We start from the raw sequence: 26211 nt of genomic DNA on the forward strand, positions 1-26211 counted from the left end.
CTGCGCCGGGGCATGCGGTCACTTCATTTTAGGGGAGATACGAATGAAATCTTTGTTTGAAAAGGAAGAACGATACTGGAGCGGCAAGTTTGACGCCGATGACAGCCTGAGCTTCCTTCCCTACAGTCAATCCTCCAAATTATCCGCCGACGGGGAAGCTGCGGCCGAGCCGGGCTTGCTTCACCGTACTCTGCCGAGCGAACTCTCGGAGAGAATCATTTGCCTCGCCAACGGTTCGGATTTGGCTTTGTACATGATTGTTTTGGCAGGAGTAAAAAGCCTGCTGTTCAAATATACCGGGCGGGACCAAGTGCTGATCGGTATGCCTTCTTATAGCGCAGACCCCGACGGGACTCCGCCGCCGCATGACATCTTGGTGATCAAGACGTCCGTAAGCCGCCAGACTACGCTGAAAACGCTGCTCGGGGGCATCAAAGCCTCCATCGGCGAGGCGCTGGAGCATCAGCACCTGCCTTTTCGGAAAATGGTGGAGCCGCTCCATCTGGACTATACGGGGGACGGCCTCCCGGTCGTCAACACCGTCGCATCCTTCGCCCCGATTCATCCGGAACCGCTGGTTAACCGGGTGGCGGCCGATACGGTTTTTCGCTTCGACCGCCAAAACCACTCCATCGAGCTGGAAATAAGCTTTGATGGGCAGCGGTACGAGCGGGCATTTGTGGAACAGGCGGCCGACCATCTTGTTCGGCTGCTGTCCGTGCTTTTATTTCAGCCGGATCTGGAGCTCGGACAAGCCGATGTGCTGTCCCCAGACGAGAGGGAGACGCTGCTGAAGCGATTTAATGACACCGAAACCGAGTTCGAGCGGGGGAAAACGATTTACGGCTTGTTCGAAGAACAGGCGGAGCTTTACCCGGACAACGTGGCCGCCGTCATGAACGAGCGGCAGCTGACCTACCGCGAGCTGAACGAGCGATCCAACCGCCTTGCGCGGAAGCTGCGGGAGGCGGGAGTAGAAGCGGACCAACTGGTAGCGATTCTGGCCGAACGCTCGCTCGATATGATTGTCGGCATTCTGGCGATTCTCAAAGCGGGCGGAGCATACGTGCCTGTCGATCCCGACTACCCGGAGGAGCGCATCCGCTTCATGATCGAGGATTCGGGCGCGCCGTTATTGCTGATTCAAAAGCATCTGCACGAGAAGACCGACTTCGCAGGAACGCGCCTCGAATTGGACGATTTCGTTTGGGGCGACAGAGGGGCGGACTCCGCCGATGCGCTGGACGCTTCGAACCTGGAGCCGATTTCCGGGCCGGGCAACCTGGCCTATGTTATCTACACGTCGGGAACGACCGGCAGACCGAAAGGAACGCTGATCGAGCATAAGAACGTCGTGCGGCTCCTGTTCAACGACAAGAACCTGTTCGACTTCGGGCCGTCCGACACGTGGACGCTGTTCCACTCGTTCTGCTTCGATTTCTCCGTCTGGGAAATGTACGGAGCGCTGCTGAACGGAGGCAAGCTGGTCATCGTACCGCCGCTCACGGCGAAAAATCCGGCCGATTTCCTGGCGCTGCTGGGCCGCGAACAGGTCACGATTTTGAACCAGACACCAACGTACTTCTATCAGCTGCTGCGTAAGGTCTTGGCGGACCATCCGTACGATCTGCGGATTCGCAACGTTATCTTCGGGGGCGAAGCGCTGAGTCCGCTGCTGCTCAAGGGCTTCAAGACGAAGTACCCGGAGACGAAGCTGATCAATATGTACGGCATTACCGAGACGACGGTTCACGTGACGTATAAGGAAATTACGTGGGTCGAAATAGAGGCGGCGAAGAGCAATATCGGCAAGCCGATCCCGACGCTGAGGGTGTACGTCCTTGATGAAAACCGCCGCCCTGTGCCGATTGGCGTAGCGGGCGAAATGTACGTGGCCGGGGAAGGCCTTGCGAGAGGATACCTGAACCGTCCGGATCTGACGGCGGAGAAGTTCGTCGATTCCCCGTTTGCGGAGGGGGAGAAGCTGTACCGCTCGGGCGACTTGGCGGCTTGGCTGCCGGACGGCAACATCGAATACCTGGGCCGGATCGATCATCAGGTGAAAATCCGCGGGTACCGGATCGAGTTGGACGAAATCGAGACGCAGCTGCTGAAGATCGCCGCCGTGCAAGAAGCCAAGGTGCTCGACCACGACGACGCGAACGGCCATAAGCAGCTTGTCGCTTATTACGTCGCGGAAACGAGGCTGGCGGCGAATGAACTCAAGGAGGAGCTCGCCAAGCAGCTTCCGGGGTATATGATTCCTTCGCACCTCGTGCAGCTTTCGGGGATGCCGCTGACCCCGAACGGGAAAATCGACCGCAAAGCACTGCCCGCGCCGGAGGAAGCCGCGGCTGGAGGAGCGGAATATGTCGCACCGAGAACGCTGCTCGAAATGAAGATCGCACGCGTCTGGCAGGATACGCTTGGCGTTCCGCAGGTCGGCGTAAAGGATAACTTTTTTGAGTTGGGTGGCAATTCGTTAAGTCTGATGAGGCTCGTTCAAGCCGTTTACGATGAAACGGGTATCGAGATACCTTTGAACCGCCAATTTCACAATGTAACAGTTGAAGCCATGGCTTTCGGCGAGTCGGATCTCGGCCTGGATAAAGGGGGAGACTCCTTCATTAAGCTGAATAAAGCAGGAGATCTGAACGTGTTCTGCTTCCCTCCGGGCAGCGGTTTCGGCATCGGTTACCGAGAGCTCGCAAGCAGGCTCGACGGCCGGTTCGTGCTCTACGGCATTGATTTTATCGACGATGCCGTCGATTACGAGGCCATGCTGAACCGTTATGTGGACGAGATCGTCCACATCCAGCCGGAAGGACCTTACGTGCTGCTCGGCTACTGCTTCGGAGGCAACCTGACGTTCGAGGTAGCCAAAACGATGGAGAAAAGAGGGTATTCCGTAACGGACGTGCTCATGGTGGACTCGTGGATTAAGGACACGCTGACGCCTTCCGAAACGTCGGAGAAAGAGCTTGAAGAAATGCTTGCGGATTTCGACGAAGAAGAGAAGGAATTAATGAGCAACCCGCTCGTGCGGGAGCGGGTTCATCGGAAGGTCAAAGCGACCTTGGCGTACGAAGCGCAGCTTATTAATTCCGGTACGATCCCGGCCAGGATTTACGAACTGATTGCGAAGGACAGCGAAGCGTTCCGCCTGGAGCACCAATTGCCTTCCTGGCGGGGGGCAACGACGCAAGCTTACGCCGATTACCGGCTGGAGGGCGCGCACGAGGAATTGCTGGAACTCGCGCGCGTGGAAGAAACGGCCGTTGTCATCCGGGACATCTTAGAGCAAGTCAAGCGGCAGATCGAAGCGGAGGCCGGGGTACTGCATGGAAGCTGACCGCCAGCCGTCTGTTCTAGAACAAGGCACAGCGGCGCCTTCCAAACGCCAAACCGCTTACGCCGCCTGGAAAGCGTTCCGCTGGCTGATGTCCTATGTAAGCCGTCACAAAGGCTGGATGATCGTCGGTGTCTTGTCCGCGATTGCCGCCGCCGTTATTGAGATATGGACGGGAAGTTTGATCGAGCAGCTGACCACCCAGGCCGAGAAGGGGGCGGGGCCAATCGTTCTGCAAATCGTGTACGCGGTCTTTGTGGTCATCTTGATCGGTGTGCCGGCGAAGTTTTTCATGAGCTTCGGCGTGGAGCGAAGCAGCGCCTCTGCGGTGCAGGATATCCGCAACCATGTCATGCGTCATATCGGCAAACTCCCGGTCTCCTATTTGGAAAAGCAGCACTCTGGCGACGTATTGTCGCGGATCAACAACGACCTGCAGCTCATCCAGCAGTTTATGATTCGGGACCTCGCCCAGTGGTTTTATCATCCGCTGTTGTTCATCGGCTGTTTCGCTTATTTGATCTACCTCCAATGGGAGCTGATGCTGTACAGCCTGCTGTTATTTCCTGTAGCGCTGCTGGTTTCCCAATGGATCGGCAAGCAGTTGGAGCGGTTGACGGAGGAAGCCCAGGCGAACATGGGCCGAATGAACGTCAACCTCCAGGATACGCTTGGGGGTATGCCTATTGTAAAAAGCTACCTGCTATCCGGCATGTTGTCTCGCTCCTACCAAGTGCTGCTGCAATTGACGGCCCAAAAAAAGCTGGCCGTGAAAAAGCGGGAGGCCTGGGTCAACCCGCTGCTTTCGACGCTGATGATCAGCCCGATCATTTTCGCCGTCAGTTACGGAAGCTATTTGATCTACAAAGGGCAGCTAGGCGCGGGAGAGCTGATCGCCTTCCTGTACTTGCTGAATCTGTGTCTGGAGCCGCTGGAGCATATTCCCGAGCTCATCACGCGGACGTTCGAAATGGCCGGTGCCCTGAGAAGGGTCTCTGAAATCGTCGAGCAGCCGACCGAAACGGAAAATGGCCGTTCGCTTCTGAAAGCGAGCGCCGCCCCCATCGAGTTTCAGAACGTAACCTTCGGGTATGAGGAGAGCTCCCCGATCCTACGGAATGTTAGCTTCTCGGTGCCGGAAGGGAAGACGATCGCGCTTGTCGGAGCGAGCGGCGGAGGGAAGAGCACGGTGTTTAAGCTTGTATGCGGCTTTTATACGCTTCTGGAGGACCAGGGCGAGATCCGCGTGTTCGGCAGCCTGATCCACGGCGCCGACCCGGAGCAGCTTCGGTCGCATTTTTCCGTGGTAACCCAGGATTCATATTTGTTTAGCGGCACGATCGCTGAAAATATCGGCTACGGGCGGGAAGTAGCGTCGATGGACGAGATTATCGAAGCCGCCAAAGCCGCTCAGGCGCATTCCTTCATTATGCAGCTTGAGGGCGGCTACCAGACATATGTCGGAGAGCGCGGAGGCTTTTTGTCCGGCGGGCAGCGCCAGCGCATTGCAATGGCCCGGGCTTTTCTGAAAGATGCTCCCGTTCTGCTGCTGGACGAGCCAACGTCGGCTCTTGATCCGGAGTCGGAAAGCGCGGTTCAGGAAGCGCTGGGCGTATTGATGAAGCAGAGAACGACGATGGTTATTGCCCACCGGCTTTCTACAGTACAAAACGCCGATGAAATTTGGGTCATGGAACAGGGGAGTATTGTTGAAAAGGGCACTCATGAACAATTGCTGAAGATGAAGGGACTGTACGCCCAGTCGTACTATCAGGAATTTACCGAGTCTGCCGAACGCAGGGAGGTGGCGTACACATGAAAAAGGGCGGATGGCTCTCGCAAGTGAAAGAACTCGGCTACTTGCTGATGTTTATGAACCGCAAGCGCAAAACCCAGTACGCCATTGGCCTGGCCGTGACGGCGCTCACCCAGACATTGTTCCTGATCGCCTTCAGCTTGGTCGTACATAACTTGGTTGATTTCGCCGTGTCCCGAGATACGTCCCTGATGGTGGAAGCCTTTATTATTTTGGGCGCGGCCTTGTTCCTGGAAAATGTGATTTCTCCCTGGTTCATTTACTTATACCAGCGCAGTGTCGAGCTGACTGTGCTGAATATCCGAGAACGTCTTTATGACAAGCTGTGCCGGGTGCGGCCGAGATTCCTGGAGCAGACGCACCATGGGGACTTGCTGTCGCGGGTGAACAACGACGTAACGACCGTTGAGTTTACATTCTCGCAGGTTTACTTCGTTTTGCTGCTTCAAGTTGTCTTTTGCATCGGCTCCATTGTCTCCATGGTGTTGATCGATTGGCGGTTTGCCGGCGTATCCTGCGTCATTCTGCTGCTGTCCTCCGTGGTCAGTCTGAAATTTGCGCGGGATATTCGCGCTTTGTCCGAACAAGGCTTGCAAACGCTCGGTAAAATGACCGAAAAATTCAAAGATTTTATGGGCGGCATTCAAATTGTGAAGCTGTTCCGCATCCGCACGATTTACGGCCAGTACGAGGCGTTGAACGAACAAATGACGCAGACGCTTCGGCAAACCGCGCAGAAGAACGGCATGCAGGCTGCGGTGAATCATTTTATCAGCTACGTCACGTTCTGCGGCATCATCGTCATCGGCAGTCTTCTTTATGCCTACGGACTGATGGGAATGGGAAGTGTCGCCGCCCTGGCGGTTCTGCAAGTGAATCTGACGCACGCCTTGTTGAACTTGGGGATGGTTCTGTCGATGACCCAAAATTCGCTCGCGGGCGCTCACCGGATTCAAGAGGTACTAAGAGAGGAAGAGGAACCGGATCGTTTGGGATCTCCTCACAGCGAGCTCGTGTCGGAGGCTGCGGTGGAGTTTCGCGATGTGGAATTTTCCTATCAGGCGGATAAAAAGGTGCTTGTCGACATCTCCATGCAGGTGTTTCCCGGCCAGGTCGCCGCTATCGTGGGGGCCAGCGGCAGCGGCAAAAGTACGCTGATCAAGCTGCTGCTCGGCTTTTATCCTGTGGACAGCGGAGAAATCCTGCTCCAAGGCAAACCGTTCGGCCATTACACGCTGGACGAAATCCGCAGGCAGATTGCATACGTTCCGCAGGAGCCGTTCTTGTTTACCGGCACGATTGAGGAAAACATCCGCTACGGCAACCCGGATGCAACGGATGAAGAAGTGATCGAAGCGGCCAAAGCAGCGTACGCTCACCATTTCATTCAGGAACTTCCTGAACAGTATAAAACGCCGGTGGGGGAGAGAGGAGCGTCGTTGTCGGGCGGACAAAGGCAGCGAATTGCGATCGCCCGGGCGATTCTCAAAAACGCCCCGATTCTGCTGCTGGACGAAGCGACTTCCGCACTGGATAACGAATCCCAGCATTGGGTACAGCAAGCCCTGAACGTATTGATGAAGGGGCGTACCACCATTCTGATCGCCCACCGTCTCAGCACTGTGGAACATGCGGATTTAATTACCGTCATGAACCAAGGGACGGTCGTCGAGCGGGGCCGCCATCAGGACCTGCTGGCGCTCGGGGGTTATTACGCCCGGCTGTACGGCTAGACCCGCTTTACGGCGGGCGGCTTCCTGCTTGCGAATGCGACAGAGTTTTTTAGTAATCCAAGGTATGACTTTATAACCGGTAGTTACCAGAAAACGTAGACACGAAAAAGGAGGAAGAGTCCGAAGGAGCCGTTCCGGGAGTGGCCTGCGCGGTTCTTCTAAGAGTGACTAAGTGACATCTAGGTACAAAGCCTATCTATAAAGAATCTCTAAACCGGGAGTGTGTCGATGTGAGAGAGAATACCAACGAGAAATATGGATTAACGCAAGCCCAGCGCCGAATATGGTTCATGGAAATTATGAATCCGGGAACGTCCATCACGATGCTTTCCGCGACCTACCAGATTACGGGCGAGATCAACACACAGCTTCTGGAGCAAGCGGCGGCAGAGATCGTCAAAACCTATGACGTTTTCCGAATCCGCATTAGCGGGGATTTGCAAAATCCAACGCAGTGGTTCGAAGAGCCGGAGAATGTCCAAGCTAGGATAAGCCGCCTCGAAATAGGCACAACCGAACAATTCTATGCTTGGGTGAAAGAAGTAAGCGAAAAACCGGCCAGCGTGTTCGACGAACACCTCCACCAATTTACGATTATCCATTTTGCGAACGGCCAAGTATGGCTCAATTTGACGGTAAATCATATTATCGCCGACGGCTTGTCCGTCAATGCTTTGCTGCATGCGGTGATGGAAAAATACCTGGAACTGCGCAAAGGCACCTTCAGCAGTTACCAGGCCCCTTCCTATCTGGATTATATTTCTGCGGAGCGTGAATATGAGCAATCGCAGCGTTATCAAAAAGGCAAGGAATACTGGCTGACGAAGTACAACACTTTGCCTGAAACGACCGGCATTAAATCGTATCCGCCATTCTCGATCGGCAGCGAATCCAATAAACTGGCCATCACTTTGGACGGTTCCCGGTATGAACGCATTCTGGCCTTCAGCGAACAATATCAGGTCAGCTTATATACGTTATTTCTGTCCGCCATGTACGTCTTATTGTACAAGCTGACTGACAGCACCGATGTTCCGGTCGGCACGGTTTTCGCCAATCGCACCAGCAAGAAGGAAAAAGAAACGATCGGCATGTTCGTCAGCACCGTGGCTACGCGGATTCGTCTGAATCCAGACAGGCACGTGCTTTCCTTGATCCAAACGGTTTCCAAGGAAAATACGGCGGATCTGCGGTATCAGAAATACCCTTATAACCAATTGATCCAGGATTTACGCGAACAACACGGCCGCAACGATCTTTCGGGGCTGTTCCGTACGTCTCTGGAATATCTGCCTTTGAAAATCGTGGAGTACGAAGAAATCAAGGTACGCCTGGAGGCTCACTTCGCTAGGCACGAGATGGACGATTTGCTGCTGCGCTTCGACCATATGCTGAATGAAGGCCATGTAATTCTCCATGCTTCCTATCGTACCGGCCTGTTCGAGACGGCTGAGATTGATCGGATTATGGAACAGTATGTAACCGTTCTGGACCAGTTTCTTCAGAATCCCGAACTGCCGGTACGCGAGATTTCTCTGCTGAGCGATGAGGAGAGACACCGCATTCTCAACGTTTTTAACCCGCCGGTTGCAGGGCTTAGCGAGGGAGAAGCGTTTCATCGGTATGTTGAGAAGTTTGCCCGGGAAATTCCAGATCATCCGGCAGTCGTCTACATGGACAAACAGCTGACCTACGGCGAATTGAACGAACGCGCCGAGCGGCTGGCTTCTCTCCTTCGCGAACAGGGCGTGGGAAGGGAGACGATTACGGGGATCTGGGCGGAGCGTTCGGTGGAACTGCTGGTCGGGGTGCTCGCCGTTTGGAAAGCCGGCGGAGCCTATGTACCGCTTGACCCCGATTATCCGGCAGAGCGGATTGAGTACATGCTCAGCGATAGCGATGCATCGGTGCTGCTTACGCAGCGTCATCTGTTGGAGCGGGCCAGAGGTTGGTTGGCCGATGACCGGCTGAAGCTTCAAGCTGTCTATGCCATGGACGATGAACAGATTTATAACGGGGATGCCTTAGCCGTGGAATTTGAATCTGCCGGCAGCGCCCCGCAAGACTTGGCTTATGTGATTTACACCTCGGGTACGACGGGACGCCCGAAAGGCGTCATGATCGAGCACGGTAGTCTCGTGAATACGGCGGATGCGTACCGTCGCGAGTACCGGTTGGATCAGTTTCCGGTGCGGCTGCTGCAGCTGGCCAGCTTCTCGTTTGACGTGTTCGTCGGAGACATCGCGCGGACGCTGTATAACGGAGGCACGATGGTGATTGTGCCGAAGGATGACCGGATTGATCCGAACCTCTTATACGGCTGGATTCGGGACCAAAACATTACGGTATTCGAATCGACGCCTGCGCTCATCCTGCCGTTCATGCAGCATATTTATGAAGAAGGGCTGGACGTTAGCTCCATGCAGTTGCTGATTACCAGCTCGGATGCTTGCAGTGTCACCGATTACCGATTGCTGCAGGAAAGATTCGGCGGACAATTCCGCATCATCAACAGCTATGGCGTTACCGAAGCGGCCATTGACAGCAGTTTTTACGGTGAGCCTCTGGATAAGCTGCCGCCGTCAGGTCATGTGCCGATCGGCAAAGCTTGGCTGAACGCCCGATTTTACATTGTCGATGCCGCATTAAAGCCGGTTCCTGTAGGGGTTCCGGGCGAGCTTGTCATCGGCGGCGCCGGGGTGGCGCGCGGGTACTGGAACCGTCCGGACCTAACCGCCGAGAAGTTTGTGGACAGCCCGTTTGTGCCGGGCGAACGTCTGTACCGGACAGGCGATTTGGCCCGCTGGCTGGAAGACGGCAACGTCGACTTCATCGGCCGGATCGACTATCAGGTGAAAATTCGCGGGTTTCGGATCGAACTCGGCGAAATTGAAACGACCCTGCTGCGTTTCCCGGGCGTCAAGCAGGCTGTGGTGACCGACCGTACGGATGAGCAGGGGCAGAAGTATTTGTGCGGCTACGTGACGGCGGATGCTTCCTTGCAGCTGAGCGATCTGCTGTCCCAATTGAAGCAAGAGCTGCCGGCCCATATGGTCCCGGCCCGGTTGGTGTCTCTAGATAAGCTTCCGCTCACGCCGAACGGCAAAATTGACCGTAAAGCGCTGCCTGAACCGACCGGAGAGGTAGAAGCAGGCCGTGAGTATGTGGCTCCTCGCACAACGCTTGAAACAAGACTTGCTCTCATTTGGCAGCAGGTGCTGGGTATTGCGCGAGTTGGAGTCCAAGACGATTTCTTTGACTTGGGTGGTCATTCCTTGCGGGCCTCCACGCTGGTTTCCAAGATTCGGAAAGAGCTGCAAGTCGAGGTTCCGCTGCGGGAAGTTTTCCGCTACACCACGATCGAACAGCTGGCCCGAAGAATCGGCGGTTTAAGGCAGCAGGAGACGTATGAGATTACAAAGGCGGCTGAGGCCGAGTACTATCCGGTTTCATCCGAGCAAAAGCGTCTGTACGTCCTGCGCCAGCTTGACGGGGCCGAGCGCAGCTACAATATGTCGGCGGCGCTTCTTCTCGAAGGCAAGCTGGACCGCACGCGCGTCGAGCACGCGTTCCGGGCGCTGATTCAGCGCCATGAGACGCTGCGTACCGGGATCGAGCAGGTTCAAGGCGAGCTTGTTCAGCGCATCTATGATGAGGTGGAGTTTGCTGTTGATTATTTCCAGGCGAGCGAGCGGGAAGTGGACCAAGTGGTGGAAGCTTACTATCACCCGTTTGATCTGACCAAACCGCCACTTCTCCGCATCGGCCTGATCGAAGTCGCCGAGGATCGCCACATTCTGCTGTTCGATATGCACCATATCGTCTCGGACGGCATTTCGACAGCGCTGCTCTTCGACGAGTTCAGCCGCCTGTATCGGGGAGAGGAGCTGGCCCCGCTGCGCATTCAATACAAAGATTATGCCGTTTGGCAGCATTCCGAAGCTTACGGGCAGATGCTCCAGCCGCAGAAGGAGTATTGGCTGGAACAGCTGTCGGGCGAGCTGCCGGTCTTGGAGCTACCGACGGACTTCCCGCGGCCTGCGGTGCAAAGCTTTGACGGCCGAACCGTGAAGTTTTATATCGGGAAAGATCGGACGGAGAAGCTGAAAGAGCTGGCGGCACGGACAGGGACGACCCTGTACATGGTGCTGCTGTCGGCTTACACCATCCTTATGCATAAATATTCGGGTCAGGAAGATCTGATCGTAGGAACGCCGATTGCCGGAAGAACGCAGGAAGAAGTGCAGCCGATCGTAGGGATGTTTATCAACACGCTGGCCATTCGCAGCCGTCCGGAACGTTCCAAGCCGTACCTTTCGTACCTGGAAGAAATCAAGGACATCACGCTCGGGGCTTTCGAACACCAAAATTATTTGTTCGAAGACTTGGTAGAAAGTCTTCACATTCCGCGCGCGACCGGCCGGAATCCGCTCTTTGATACGTTCTTCTCCCTCCAAAATACGGAGAACGAGCAAATTGTCATCGAGGGGCTGGAGCAATCGTTTTATCCGCTGGAAAACCGAACATCCAAGTTCGAGCTGCTCCTGGACATTTCGGAGCTGGACGGTCAGCTCGAATGTCGGTTGGAGTACGCTACGGCTTTGTATAAACAGGAGACCGCGGAGCGGTTCGCCAGACATTATGGCAAGCTGCTCGAAACCATCGTAGCAGCGCCGGACGGGGATATTGCCTCGCTGGAAATGCTCACGGAGGAGGAAATCCGCGAGCTGGTGCGCGGTTTCAACGATTCGGAGGCGGACTACCCGCGGCAGCAGACGATTCACGGCTTGTTCGAAGAACAGGCGGAGCTTTACCCGGACAACGTGGCCGCCGTCATGAACGAGCGGCACCTGACCTACCGTGAGCTGAACGAGCGATCCAACCGCCTTGCGCGGAAGCTGCGGGAGACGGGAGTAGAAGAGGACAAACTGGTAGCGATTCTGGCCGAACGCTCGCTCGATATGGTCGTCGGCATTCTGGCGATTCTCAAAGCGGGCGGAGCATACGTGCCTGTCGATCCCGACTACCCGGAGGAGCGCATCCGCTTCATGATCGAGGATTCGGGCGCGTCGCTATTGCTGATTCAAAAGCATCTGCACGAGAAGACCGACTTCGCAGGAACGCGCCTCGAATTGGACGATTTCGTTTGGGGCGACAGAGGGGCGGACTCCGCCGATGCGCTGGACGCTTCGAACCTGGAGCCGATTTCCGGGCCGGGCAACCTGGCCTATGTCATCTACACGTCGGGAACGACCGGCAGACCGAAAGGAACGCTGATCGAGCATAAGAACGTCGTGCGGCTCCTGTTCAACGACAAGAACCTGTTCGACTTCGGGCCGTCCGACACGTGGACGCTGTTCCACTCGTTCTGCTTCGATTTCTCCGTCTGGGAAATGTACGGAGCGCTGCTGTACGGAGGCAAGCTGGTCATCGTACCGCCGCTGACGGCGAAAAATCCGGCCGATTTCCTGGCGCTGCTGGGCCGCGAACAGGTCACGATTTTGAACCAGACGCCAACGTACTTCTACCAGCTGCTGCGTGAGGTCTTGGCGGACCATCCGTACGATCTGCGGATTCGCAACGTCATCTTCGGGGGCGAAGCGCTGAGTCCGCTGCTGCTCAAGGGCTTCAAGACGAAGTACCCGGAGACGAAGCTGATCAATATGTACGGCATTACCGAGACGACGGTTCACGTGACGTATAAGGAAATCACGTGGGTCGAAATGGAGGCGGCGAAGAGCAATATCGGCAAGCCGATCCCGACGCTGAGGGTGTACGTCCTTGATGAAAACCGCCGCCCTGTGCCGATTGGAGTAGCGGGCGAAATGTACGTGGCCGGGGAAGGCCTTGCGAGAGGATACCTGAACCGTCCGGATCTGACGGCGGAGAAGTTCGTCGATTCCCCGTTTGCGGAGGGGGAGAAGCTGTACCGCTCGGGCGACTTGGCGGCTTGGCTGCCGGACGGCAACATCGAATACCTGGGCCGGATCGACCACCAGGTCAAAATCCGCGGGTACCGGATCGAGTTGGACGAAATCGAGACGCAGCTTCTGAACGTCGAGGGCGTGGAAGAAGCGGTGGTGCTCGCCCGTCAGTACGGCGGGGGCGAGAAGGCGCTTGTCGCCTACTTTGTGGCGGACCGGACGCTGACGGTCAGTGAAATGAGAACCTCGCTGGCCCAGGGAATGCCGGGGTACATGATCCCTTCGTACTTCGTGCAGTTGGAGCGCATGCCGCTGACGACCAACGGCAAAGTGGACCGCAAAGCGCTGCCGGAGCCGCAAGGTGGCTTGCAAACGGGCGTCGAATACGTAGCGCCGCGTAACCGGACGGAGTCCCAGCTTGTGAAGATCTGGGAGGAAGTGCTGGGCTACTCCGGCATTGGAGTCTTGGACAATTTCTTCGAGCTCGGCGGCCACTCCTTGCGGGCGACGAACCTTGTCAGCAAGATTCGGAAGGAAATGAACGTCGAACTTCCGCTGCGCGATGTGTTCCGCTGTATGACGGTAGAGTCGATGGCCGGGGCTATTGCCAGCTTGGAAGAAACGCGGCACAGCTCGATTCCGAAAGCGGAAGAGAAAGCGTACTATCCGGTTTCCTCCGCGCAAAAAAGGCTGTACGTCCTGCACCAGCTGGATGGCTCGGAGCTGAATTACAACCTCCCAAGCGCCTTGCAATTGGAAGGGGCTTTGAACGAGGCCAAAGTGGAAAAGGCGCTGACTACTTTGGTGGCCCGGCACGATATGCTGCGCACCGGTTTTGAAATCGTGAATGGGGAGCCGGTTCAGCGTATTCATCCGCTCGTAGCTTTCAAAGTCGAGAAGCTTCAAGCAAGCGAAGATCAGGTTGCGGCCATTCTTGAAGGCTTCATTCAGCCTTTTGACTTGACCCAGCCGCCTTTGCTGCGCGCCCTGCTGATCGAACTGGAAAAAGAGAAATTTCTGCTCGCGCTGGATATTCATCATATTGGTTCCGACGGCCTTTCCATGGACGTGCTGCTGCGCGAATTCGTGCGGCTTTACAATGGGGAGGAATTGCCGGAGCTGCGGATTCAATACAAGGATTACGCCGTTTGGCAGCAATCCGAGGAGCAGCGCCAGCGTATCAAGCGGCAGGAGGAATACTGGCGCGGGGTATTCAGCTCCGAGCTTCCGGTTCTTGAGCTGCCTCTCGACTTCTCCCGCCCGGCCGTTCAGCAGTTTGACGGTCAAACGCTCACGTTTACGCTGGATGCGGAGAAAAGCGAAGCTCTCAAACGGCTTGCCGGCGATTCGGGGGCGACGCTGTACATGCTTCTGCTAGCTGCGTACTCCGTATTGCTTCATAAATACGCGGGACAGGAAGATATAGTGGTTGGCACTCCGATTGCCGCCCGTTCTCACGCCGACCTGCAGCCGATTATCGGCATGTTCGTCAATACGCTGGCCCTTCGCTTGGCCCCGGTGGCGGAGCGGACGTTCCTGGATTACTTGCAGGAAGTGAAGGAAACGACGCTTGGAGCTTACGAGCACCAGGACTATCCGTTCGAGGAGCTGGTGGAAGCTCTTCAGGTGAGCCGGGATTTAAGCCGGAATCCTCTGTTTGACACCATGTTCTCTTTGCAAAAGCACGAAAGCTTGGATTTAACCATGGAAGGCTTGCAATGGTCGCTGTTCGACATCGAGGAAAAGACGGCAAAGTTTGATCTTAGCCTTGATATCGTGGAAGCCGATAACGAGCTGGTTTGCAAGATCGAGTACGCTATCTCGTTGTTTAGACAGGAAACGATGGTACGGCTGGCGGGTCATTACGAGCAGCTTTTGGCGTCGATCCTGGCTCAGCCGGGAGCGCGGATTTCGGATTTGGATATCTTGACGGACAGCGAAAAGCATGATTTGCTGGTCGGGTTTGACGTGTCGTCTTCGGCTCTTGCGAAGCAACCCGCCGCAGAGGGTACAGGTTTGGAAGCGGATGAGTCGTGGAGAGAGAGAACGTTCCACGAGCTGTTCGAGGAGCAGGCGGAGCGCACTCCGGGAGCGCTGGCGGTTGTCTACGAAGACAGCAAGCTGACGTATGCGGAGCTGAACGCCAAAGCGAATCGTCTGGCGTATGCACTGCGGGAGCGCGGGGTGAAGCCGGAGCAGGTGGTCGGCATTCTGGCCGGCCGTTCGGCGGAGCTGTTGATCGGGGTGCTCGCCGTATGGAAAGCGGGTGGCGCTTATGTGCCGCTCGACCCGGACTATCCGGCGGAGCGGATCGAGTATATGCTCGCGGACAGCGGGGCGTCGGTGCTGCTCACGCAGACCCGCCTGCTGGAGCAGGCGGAAGCTTGGTGCAGCGACGGAGCTCTAGTGCTGCAAACGGTGCTTGCGCTTGACGACGCTGCGACGTACAGCCTCGGCGCGTCGGAAGCGGCTGTGGGCGTACAAGCTTTGGGCGAAGCAGGCGCAGAGGCGGAGGCTTTGGCGCAAGCGGAAACGGCTGCTGCCGAAACGTCCGCCACGGCAGAAGCCGAGAAGAACGTACTAGCGGCGGATCTCGCATCGAATCCGGCGAATGTGAACAAGCCGCGCGATTTGGCTTACGTGATCTATACGTCGGGAACGACGGGCAAGCCGAAGGGCGTGATGATCGAGCACCGCAGCCTGGTGAACACGGCGGCGGGCTACCGGCGGGAATACCGCCTGGATCAGTTCCCGATCCGGCTGCTGCAGCTCGCAAGCTTCTCGTTCGACGTGTTCGTCGGCGACATTGCGCGGACGCTATACAACGGCGGCACCATGGTCATCGTGCCGAAGGACGACCGGATTGATCCAACCCGCCTCTACGGCTGGATTCGCGACTACGCCGTGACGGTGTTCGAATCAACTCCGGCGCTGATCGTGCCGTTCATGGAGCATGTGCATGCCGAGGGTCTGGACCTCAGCTCGATGCAGCTGCTGATCACAAGCTCGGATGCGTGCAGCGTAGCGGATTACCACACCTTGCAGGAGCGCTTCGGCTCGCAGTTCCGTATTATTAACAGCTACGGCGTAACGGAAGCGGCGATTGACTCCAGCTTCTATGACGAGCCGCTGAAGAAGCTGCCGAAGACGGGTAGCGTGCCGATCGGCAAAGCTTGGCTGAACGCCAAGTTCTACATCGTGGATGCGAATCTGAAGCCGGTGCCGATCGGGGTGTTGGGCGAGCTGGTTATCAGCGGAGCGGGTGTGGCCCGCGGTTACTTGAATCGCCCGGATTTGACGGCGGAGAAATTCGTAGACAGCCCGTTCGCCGCTGGGGAGCGGCTGTACCGGACGGGCGACCTGGCGCGCTGGATGCCAGACGGCAACGTGGACTTCATCGGCCGGATCGACAACCAGGTGAAAATTCGCGGCTATCGGATCGAGCTTGGTGAAATTGAAGCGGCCATGAAAAATTTTGCCGGCGTGCGTCAAGCGCTTGTCATCGACCGGACGGACGAGCGGGGGCAGAAATATTTGTGCGGGTATGTCGTAGCGGATTCCAGCTTCGATCTGGAAGGGCTTGTGGCCCATCTGGACGCCGCGCTGCCTTCCCATATGGTGCCTTCGCGCATCATGCGCCTGGATCAATTGCCGCTTACGCCGAACGGGAAGATCGACCGTAAAGCGCTGCCTGTACCGGAAGGAAGCATTCGTGCCGAGGCTGCATACACGGCGCCTCGTACTCCTGCCGAGCAAGCACTTGCGTCGGTCTGGCAGTCGGTGCTGGGCGTGGATCAGGTCGGCACGATGGACAATTTCTTTGCGCTCGGCGGCGATTCGATCAAGGCCTTGCAGGTATCGTCCCGTCTTTTGCAAACGGGGTACAAGCTGGTCATGAAAGATTTGTTCCATTACCCGACGATTTCCGCCCTTAGTTTGCAGCTGCAAACGGCGGAGAGAACGGCAAGCCAGGCCGAAGTGACGGGAGAGGTCATCTTGACCCCGATTCAGCGCTGGTTCTTTGAACAAAATCCGGCCGACGTGCATCACAGCAACCAGGCGTTCATGCAGTTCTCCAAGCAAGGCTTTGATGAAGAAGCTTTACGCCAAGCGGTGCGTCAGCTTGTCGTGCATCACGATGCTCTCCGTACGGTTTACCGCCAAACCGAGAACGGCTATACCGCCTGGAACCGCGGCGCCGGGGAGAACGAAGCGCTGTTCGATCTGGAAGTTGCCGATTTCAAGGGAGTCGGCGACGTGAAAGAAGCGGTAGAGGCTAAGGCAAATGACATTCAAGCGAGCATCGATCTGGAAAACGGTCCGCTGGTGAAGCTCGGCTTGTTCCGCTGCGACGACGGCGACCACCTGCTCATCGCGATCCATCACTTGGTCGTAGACGGCGTATCCTGGCGGATTCTGCTTGAGGATTTTGCTGCCGGCTATGAGCAGGCGTTGCAAGGGCAGCCGATCCGTCTGCCGCTCAAAACGGATTCATTCCAAACGTGGGCGAAACAGCTCGCTGATTATGCGAACGGTCCGGCGATGGAAAGCGAGAGAGAGTATTGGCAGCATATCGAGCAATTGACCTATGAGCCGCTTCCGAAAGATTTTGAACAAGGCAGATCCAAGCTGAAGGACAGCGGGCTCGTGACCGTTCGCTGGACGGCGGAGGAAACCGAACAGCTGCTGAAGCAGGCACACCGTGCTTACCATACGGAAATGAATGATTTGCTGCTTGCCGCGCTTGGCCTCGCGATACAAGCTTGGAGCGGCCGGGAACGCGTGCTGGTGAATCTCGAAGGCCACGGCCGGGAAGATATTTTGCCGGATGTGGACATTACGCGCACGGTAGGCTGGTTTACAAGCCAATTCCCTGTCGTTCTGGAGCCGGGTCACGCCCAGGCGCTAGGTCATCAGGTGAAACAGGTTAAAGAAAGCTTGCGCCGCATTCCGAACAAAGGAATCGGCTACGGCATCCTGCGTTATTTGTCGGCGCCGCGTGACGGCGAGCGCTTCGCTTTGGAGCCGGAGATCAGCTTTAACTATTTGGGTCAGTTCGACCAGGATTACGAAAGCAGCGGCTCGCGGCCGTCTCCGTTCAGCCCGGGCTCCGATTCAAGTCCGAATGCAGTGATGGATTATGTCCTCGATATCAACGGTATGGTGTCGGAAGGAGTGCAGGAACTCACGATCCGTTATGGGGAAACCCAATATAAACGGGAAACGGTAGAGCGCCTGGGCACCCTGCTTCATTCGAGCTTGCGTGAAGTCATCAGCCATTGCGTATCGAAAGAGCGGCCGGAGCTTACGCCTAGCGACGTACTGCTTCAAGATGTGACAGTGGAGGAACTGGAGCGGCTGGCCGAACATACGGCGGCGCTCGGCGAACTGGAGAATGTATACACCCTGACTCCGCTGCAAAAAGGGATGTTGTTCCATAGCCTGCTGGATGCCGATTCGGAAGCTTACTTCGAACAGGTGACCTTCGATCTGTACGGAAGCCTGAATGTCGAAGCCTTCACCCAAGGATTGGATACGCTGGTGCAGCGGAATGAGGCGCTGCGGACCAACTTTATTACCGGCTGGAGAGACGAGCCGATTCAAGTGGTATTCCGCGAGCGGAAGTGTGAAGTGTACTTCGAAGATATTCGCTCGGTAAGCGATGAAGACCCGGAGAAGACGATAGCCGATTACATCAGCGCGGATAAAGCGAACAGGTTCGATTTGGCCCGAGGCTCTCTTATGCGCGTGACAGTTTTGCGCACGGGCGACGAGTCCTACCATGTGATCTGGAGTCACCATCACATTTTGATGGACGGCTGGTGCATGTCCTTCATGATCAAGGAAGTGTTCGACACCTACTTCGCGTTCCAGGAGAAGCAGACGCTGGAGCTTCCTCCGGTTACCTCGTACTCCCGGTATATCGAATGGCTGGAAGCTCAAGATGCCGCGAAAGCTTCGCGTTACTGGTCCGAGTATTTGGCGGGTTACGATCAGCAGACCAAGCTGCCCCAGAAGAAAACGCAGCTGAAGCAGGGCCATTTTGAAGCGGCTGAAATCGATGTGGAACTCAGCAAGGAACTGACCGGGCAAATCGAGCGGGTGGCGCGCCAGCAGCAGGTGACGCTCAATACGTTCATGCAGACCGTATGGGGACTGGTTTTGCAGGTATACAACAACAGCGAGGATGTCGTATTCGGCTCCGTCGTATCCGGGCGTCCAGCGGAAATTCCGGGCATCGAAAGCATGATCGGCCTGTTTATTAATACGATCCCGGTCCGTATTCAAGGCAAAGCCGAGGAGACGGTAGCCGATATCTTGAGAAAAACCCAGGATCAAGCGCTGGCATCGGGAGCTTACGAAACGTTCCCGCTGTTCGAAATTCAGTCGCTGAGCGAGCAAAAGCGAGACTTGATCAACCATATCATGGTCTTTGAAAATTATCCGATGGAAGAACAGATTGAGCAGGTCGTCGGCGGAGACCAAGAAGCGCTGAAAATCGCTAATATCCAGTCGCCGGAGCAAACGAACTACGACCTGGACATTACCGTCATTCCGGAAGAGCATATTTTGCTGCGGTTTACGTACAATGCGCTGACGTTCAGAGAGGAAGACATCAGGCTGATCCACGGTCATTTTGCCCAAGCACTGGAGAAGGTTGCGGCTAACCCGAACATCCGCGTGAATCAGTTGGAGCTTTTGACACCGGCGGAAAAAGAGAAAATTCTTGGCGCGTTTAATCCGGCGCAGCCGGAAGCGGCTCCTGCGGCCGCGTTCCATCGGCTGTTTGAGGAACAGGCGGAGCGCACGCCGGAAGAGGCGGCCGTCGTGTACGAGAACGACCGGCTGACGTATGCGGAGCTGAACGAGCGGGCGAACCGCTTGGCGGCTACGCTGCGCGCAAGCGGCATCGGCCGGGAGAAGATCGTCGGCATTCTCGCCGAGCGTTCGGTGGACTTGCTGGTGGCCGTGCTGGCCGTCTGGAAAGCGGGCGGGGCGTATGTGCCGCTGGACCCGGATTATCCGGCGGAGCGCGTGCGGTTCATGCTCGAAGACAGCGGAGCGAAGGTGCTGCTGACGCAAACGGCGCTGCGAGAGCGTGCCGAAGGCTGGCTCGGCGAAGAGGAGCTGGCGCTGGCGGCGGTGCTGTACCTGGACGAAGAAACTTCGTACAGCGAGGAGCGGGCGAATGCGCCGATTGGCTCCGGCATAGTCTCCGGCAAGCTGACGGATGCTGTGGACGACGGCGATGAGAGCCATCAGAATATTGGCACCGACAGCTTCCATGAAGCCCGTCCGGAGGATCTGGCTTACGTGATCTATACGTCGGGAACGACGGGCAAGCCGAAGGGCGTGATGATCGAGCACCGCAGCCTGGTGAACACGGCGGCGGGCTACCGGCGGGAATACCGATTGGATCAGTTCCCGGTGCGGCTGCTGCAGCTCGCAAGCTTCTCATTCGACGTGTTCGTGGGAGATATCGCGCGGACGCTGTACAACGGAGGCACGATGGTGATTGTGCCGAAGGACGACCGGATCGATCCGTCTCGTCTGCACCACTGGATTGAGCGGGAGCAGGTCACCATCTTCGAATCGACGCCGGCGCTGATCGTTCCGTTCCTGGAGTACGTGCACGAGCAGCAACTGGATATGAGCTGGATGGAGCTGTTGATCACGAGCTCGGACAGCTGCAGCGTGGCGGATTACCGGACCTTGCAGGAACGCTTCGGCTCGTTGTTCCGGATCATCAACTCATACGGTGTGACGGAAGCGGCAATCGACTCAAGTTTCTACGACGAGGAGCTGACGAAGCTGCCGCAGACAGGCCATGTGCCGATCGGCAAAGCGTGGCTGAATGCGAAATTCTACATCGTGGACGCGCACCTGAATCCGGTGCCGGTCGGGGTGCTGGGCGAGCTGGTCATCGGCGGAGTCGGAGTGGCGCGCGGGTACTTGAACCGTCCGGAGCTGACGGAAGAGAAGTTCGTAGACAGCCCGTTCGCCGCGGGCGAGCGGTTGTACCGCACGGGAGACTTGGCGCGGTGGATGGAGGACGGGAACGTGGACTTCATCGGCCGGATCGACAACCAGGCGAAAATCCGGGGGTACCGGATTGAGACGGGCGAAGTCGAAGCGAAGCTGCTTAGTGTAGGTGGCGTGAAGGAAGCGGTCGTCGTCGTCAGGGAAGATCAAGAAGGTCAGAAAGCTTTGTGCGCTTATTATACAGCGGAAGAAGGCTTGACGGCGTTGGACCTGAAGCGGGCGATTGCCAGCGAGCTGCCGGGGTACATGATCCCGTCGTACTTCGTGGAGATGGAGCGCCTGCCTCTGACGCCGAACGGAAAGATCGACCGGAAGGCGCTGCCAGCACCGGAAGGGGGAGCAAGCGTAGGCCGCGAATACGTGGTGCCGCGCACCGAACTTGAGGCGAAGCTGGCCGCCATTTGGCAGGATGTGCTTGTTCGGGAGAAGGCGGTAGGCGTAACGGACAACTTCTTCGACCTCGGCGGACACTCCCTGCGGGCGACGACGCTTGTCAGCAAAATGCATAAGGAGCTAGGCGTTGAATTCCCGCTTCGCGACGTATTCCGCTACTCGACGGTTGAGGAAATGGCCGCGGCTATGGAGCGGCTGGAGATCGGCTCGTTCACGGCTATTCCGGCTGCGGAACCTAGCGAGTATTATCCGCTCTCTTCCGCTCAGAAACGTCTCTATATCTTGAACCAGCTGGAAGGAGCCGAGCTGAGCTACAACATACCGGGAGCTATGCTGCTCGAAGGGGAGCTCGACCGGCAGCGGTTTGAAGAAGCGTTCCGCGGGCTCGTAGCTCGTCATGAAACGCTGCGTACCGGCTTTGAGATGGTAAAAGGCGAAGCGGTTCAGCGAATTTACGAAGAAGCCGCCTTCCAGGTGGAATATGTGCAGATCAGCGGGGAGCAGGCGGAAGAAACGGTGCGCCAATTCGTTCGTCCGTTTGATCTAGCGAAGCCGCCACTTCTGCGGGTAGGCCTTGCCGAACTGGCGCCGGACCGGCACATTCTAATGTTCGATACGCATCATATCGTATCCGACGGCGTTTCGATTGACGTACTGATCGAAGAGTTCGTCCGCTTGTACAGCGGGGAACAGTTGGAGCCGCTCCGCATTCAATACAAAGATTATGCGGTATGGCAGCAATCGGACGAGCAGAAAGCTCAGCTTGCCAAGCAGGAAGCCTACTGGCTCGACATGTTCCGCGGAGAGCTGCCGGTTTTGGAATTGCCGACGGACTATCCGCGCCCGTCTATGCAGAGCTACGAGGGCCGCACGCTGCAATTGTTTATGGATAGCGAGAAAAGCGAGGGTCTGAAACGGCTTGCAGCCGAGAACGGCGCAACGCTTTACATGGTTCTGCTTGCTGGTTATACAATATTATTGCATAAGTATACAGGGCAAGAAGACGTGGTGGTCGGTACGCCGATTGCGGGAAGAAATCACAGCGACGTTCAGCCGCTGATCGGGATGTTCGTCAATACTCTGGCCATCCGCAGTTATCCGGCTGCCGGTAAAACGTTCCTTGACTACTTGAAGGAAATCAAGGAGACGACGCTGGGCGCTTTTGAACATCAGAATTATCCGTTTGAGGAACTGGTGGATAAAGTGAACGTAGCTCGCGATTTAAGCCGCAATCCGCTGTTCGATACGATGTTTGCTTTGCAGAATACAGAGAATTTGGAAATCCAGCTTCCCGGACTCCATTTGTCGACGTATGCCAGCGAAGAAATTGTTTCTAAATTCGATCTCAGCTTGGACGTCACGGAGATCGAGGAAGGCTTGGAATATCTGTTTGAATATGCTACTGCTCTTTATAAAACCGAAACGGTGGAGAAATTGGCCGCTCACTACTTGCAGCTGCTTGAATCCATTCTCCGCAACCCGTCGGCGACTATTGCCGAGCTGGGCATTTTGACACCGGCGGAAAAAGAGCAGATTCTCGGCGCGTTTAACCCGGCGCAGCCGGAAGCGGCTCCTGTGGCCGCGTTCCACCGGCTGTTTGAGGAACAGGCGGAGCGCACGCCGGAAGAGGCGGCCGTCGTGTACGAGAACGACCGGCTGACGTATGCGGAGCTGAACGAGTGGGCGAACCGCTTGGCGGCTACGCTGCGCGCAAGCGGCATCGGCCGGGAGACGATCGTCGGCATTCTCGCCGAGCGTTCGGTGGACTTGCTGGTGGCCGTGCTGGCCGTCTGGAAAGCGGGCGGGGCGTATGTGCCGCTCGACCCGGATTATCCGGCGGAGCGCGTGCGGTTCATGCTTGAAGACAGCGGAGCGAAGGTGCTGCTGACGCAAACGCCGCTGCGAGAGCGCGCCGAAGCCTGGCTCGGCGAAGAGGAGCTGGCGCTGGCCACGGTGCTGTACCTGGATGACGAAGCGTCGTACAGCGAGGAGCGGACGAATGCGCCGATTGGCTCGGGCATGGTCTCCGGCAAGCTGACGGATGCTGTGGACGACGGCGATGAGAGCCATCAGCATGTCGGCACCGACAGCTTCCATGAAGCCCGTTCAGAGGACCTGGCGTACGTGATCTATACGTCGGGAACGACGGGCAAGCCGAAGGGCGTGATGATCGAGCACCGCAGCCTGGTGAACACGGCGGCGGGCTACCGGCGGGAATACCGGTTGAACCAGTTCCCGGTGCGGCTGCTGCAGCTCGCAAGCTTCTCGTTTGACGTGTTCGTGGGAGATATTGCGCGGACGCTGTATAACGGTGGCACGATGGTGATTGTGCCGAAGGACGACCGAATCGATCCGTCTCGTCTGCACTACTGGATTGAGCGGGAGCGGGTCACCATCTTCGAATCGACGCCAGCGCTGATCGTTCCGTTCCTGGAGTACGTGCACGAGCAGCAACTGGATATGAGCTGGATGGAGCTGTTGATCACGAGCTCGGACAGCTGCAGCGTGGCGGATTACCGGACCTTGCAGGAACGCTTCGGCTCGTTGTTCCGGATCACCAACGCATACGGTGTGACGGAAGCGGCAATCGACTCAAGTTTCTACGACGAGGAGCTGACGAAGCTGCCGCAGACAGGCCATGTGCCGATCGGCAAAGCGTGGCTGAATGCGAAATTCTACATCGTGGATGCGCACCTGAATCCGGTGCCGGTCGGGGTGCTGGGCGAGCTGGTTATCGGCGGAGTCGGGGTAGCTCGCGGGTACTTGAACCGTCCGGAGCTGACAGAAGAGAAGTTCGTAGACAGCCCGTTCGCCGCGGGCGAGCGGCTGTACCGCACGGGAGACTTGGCGCGGTGGATGGAGGACGGGAACGTGGACTTCATCGGCCGGATCGACAACCAGGCGAAAATCCGGGGGTACCGGATCGAGACGGGCGAAGTCGAGGCGAAGCTGCTGAGTGTAGGTGGCGTGAAGGAAGCGGTCGTCGTCGTCAGGGAAGATCAAGAAGGTCAGAAAGCTTTGTGCGCTTATTATACAGCGGAAGAAGGCTTGACGGCGTTGGACCTGAAGCGGGCGATTGCCAGCGAGCTGCCGGGGTACATGATCCCGTCGTACTTCGTGGAGATGGAGCGCCTGCCTCTGACGCCGAACGGAAAGATCGACCGGAAGGCGCTGCCGGCGCCGGAAGGGGGAGCAAGCGCAGGCCGCGAATATGTGGCGCCGCGCACCGAACTGGAGGCGAAACTGGTCGCCATCTGGCAGGACGTGCTCGGGTCGGTCACGATTGGCGTGACGGACAACTTCTTCGACCTCGGCGGGCACTCCCTGCGGGCGACGACGCTGGTCAGCAAGGTGCACAAGGAGCTGAGCGTGAACCTGCCGCTGCGCGATGTGTTCCGGCACTCGACCATCGAAGCGATGGCCGAAGCGATCAGCCAATTGGAGCGGCAGGAACACCTCTCCATTCCGGTTCTGGATAAGAGGGATTACTATCCGCTTTCCTCCGTGCAAAAACGGCTGTACATCCAGCAGCAGATGGAAGGCGCCGAGCTTAGCTACAACATGTCCGGCATGACGGTTCTCGTCGGGCGCTTGGAACGGAATCAATTCGAGGCGGCGCTCAAAGGATTGATAGCTCGTCACGAAATTTTGCGAACCGGCTTCGAAATGGTCGACGGCGAACCGGTACAACGGATTTATCCGGACTTGAAGTTTGCCGTCGAGTATACGAAAGCGACGGAAAGTGAAACGAAGAGCATCGTAGATGGCTTTGTGCGCGTCTTTGATTTGGAGCGGCCGCCGCTGCTACGTGTGGGCTTAGTCGAATGGGAAGCGGAACGGCATCTGCTCATGCTGGACATTCATCATATCGTCACGGATGGCATGTCGATGGGCATCTTCGTCGAAGAGCTGCTGCGCCTGTATAACGGCGAGACTCTGGAACCGCTTCGGATTCAATACAAGGAATTCGCCGCTTGGCAGCAGTCCGAACCTGTAAAAGAGCGGCTGAAACGTCAGGAAGCCTACTGGCTGGACGTGCTGGAAGGCGAACTGCCGACGCTTGAACTGCCTACGGACTTTGTCAGACCTGCCGCTCGCAGCTTTGAGGGAGATGTGCTGCCTTTCAGCATCGACAAGCAGATGACCGACAGCTTGCAGCGCATCGCCGATGAGAACGGTGCCACCCTTTATATGGTGTTATTGGCGGCCTATTCAATCCTGCTCAGCAAGTACTCGGGACAAGAAGACTTCATTGTAGGCACGCCGGCTTCGGGCCGCACACATGCCGACCTGGAGCCGCTCATCGGAATGTTTGTCAACACTTTGGCGATTCGCCATTATCCGTCCGGGGAGAAGACGTTCCTCGCTTACTTGAACGAAGTCAAAGAAACGATGCTGGGGGCCTACGACCACCAGGATTATCCGTTCGAGGAGCTTGTGAAAAAGCTGCAGGCGCCGCGAGATCAAAGCCGTAATCCTGTATTCGATGTCATGTTTGTTCTGGAAACCAAGGAAGATAACGTTCAAAGCTTCGGGGATATCAAGATCGAATCTTATCCGGAAACTCATACGGTTTCCCAATTTGATCTTACCTTGGTCATTTCGTTGCTGGATGAGGGAATGAACGGGCAGTTTGAATATGCAACCAAGTTGTTTACGCGCAATCTGATCGACAATTTCGCTCAGGACCTGCTCGTGATCATCACCCAAATTTGCGAACAGCCTTCGGTGCTGTTGAAGGATATTTCCCTGAACGGGCAATCCGAACAGGAGCAAGATGTGCTAGAGGCCATTGATATTATTTTCTAATCCCTTACCCGGTTTGGGTGTATGCCGTATTTCTCTCGGTACACATCCTGCCGGGTGTTTTTTTTCCAAATGAAAGGGAAAAAGGCGTACGCTATAGCAAACTTAAAGCTCTAAATATAATTTTTAAAAACCTAAATTTTTTCA

The 26211-nt window shown here is 56.7% G+C and carries 4 protein-coding genes; all 4 read left to right on the plus strand.

The genetic code is table 11. The features are described from left to right. Positions 1–43: 43 nt before the first annotated feature. The 4 genes from ACXHJ2_RS01530 (at position 44) to ACXHJ2_RS01545 (ending at position 26067) form a co-directional block, all read left to right on the plus strand. Entirely contained in the window at positions 44–3352 is a 3309-nt protein-coding gene (locus ACXHJ2_RS01530; protein WP_457874507.1) for a non-ribosomal peptide synthetase, read from the plus strand. Then, complete coding sequence (locus tag ACXHJ2_RS01535) at positions 3342–5168, plus strand: ABC transporter ATP-binding protein (protein ID WP_165084662.1); 1827 nt, start codon at positions 3342–3344, stop codon at positions 5166–5168. The genes ACXHJ2_RS01530 and ACXHJ2_RS01535 overlap by 11 nt, the downstream gene beginning before the upstream one ends. After that, complete coding sequence (locus tag ACXHJ2_RS01540) at positions 5165–6898, plus strand: ABC transporter ATP-binding protein (protein WP_013373222.1); 1734 nt, start codon at positions 5165–5167, stop codon at positions 6896–6898. Before ACXHJ2_RS01535 ends, ACXHJ2_RS01540 begins: the two co-directional genes overlap by 4 nt. Positions 6899–7128: 230 nt before the next feature. After that, positions 7129–26067 (plus strand): non-ribosomal peptide synthase/polyketide synthase, encoded by an 18939-nt coding sequence (locus tag ACXHJ2_RS01545; RefSeq protein WP_457874508.1) that lies wholly within the window; start codon positions 7129–7131, stop codon positions 26065–26067. The last annotated feature ends 144 nt before the right edge of the window (positions 26068–26211 follow it).

It is taken from the genome of Paenibacillus sp. ALE3, assembly GCF_054113405.1.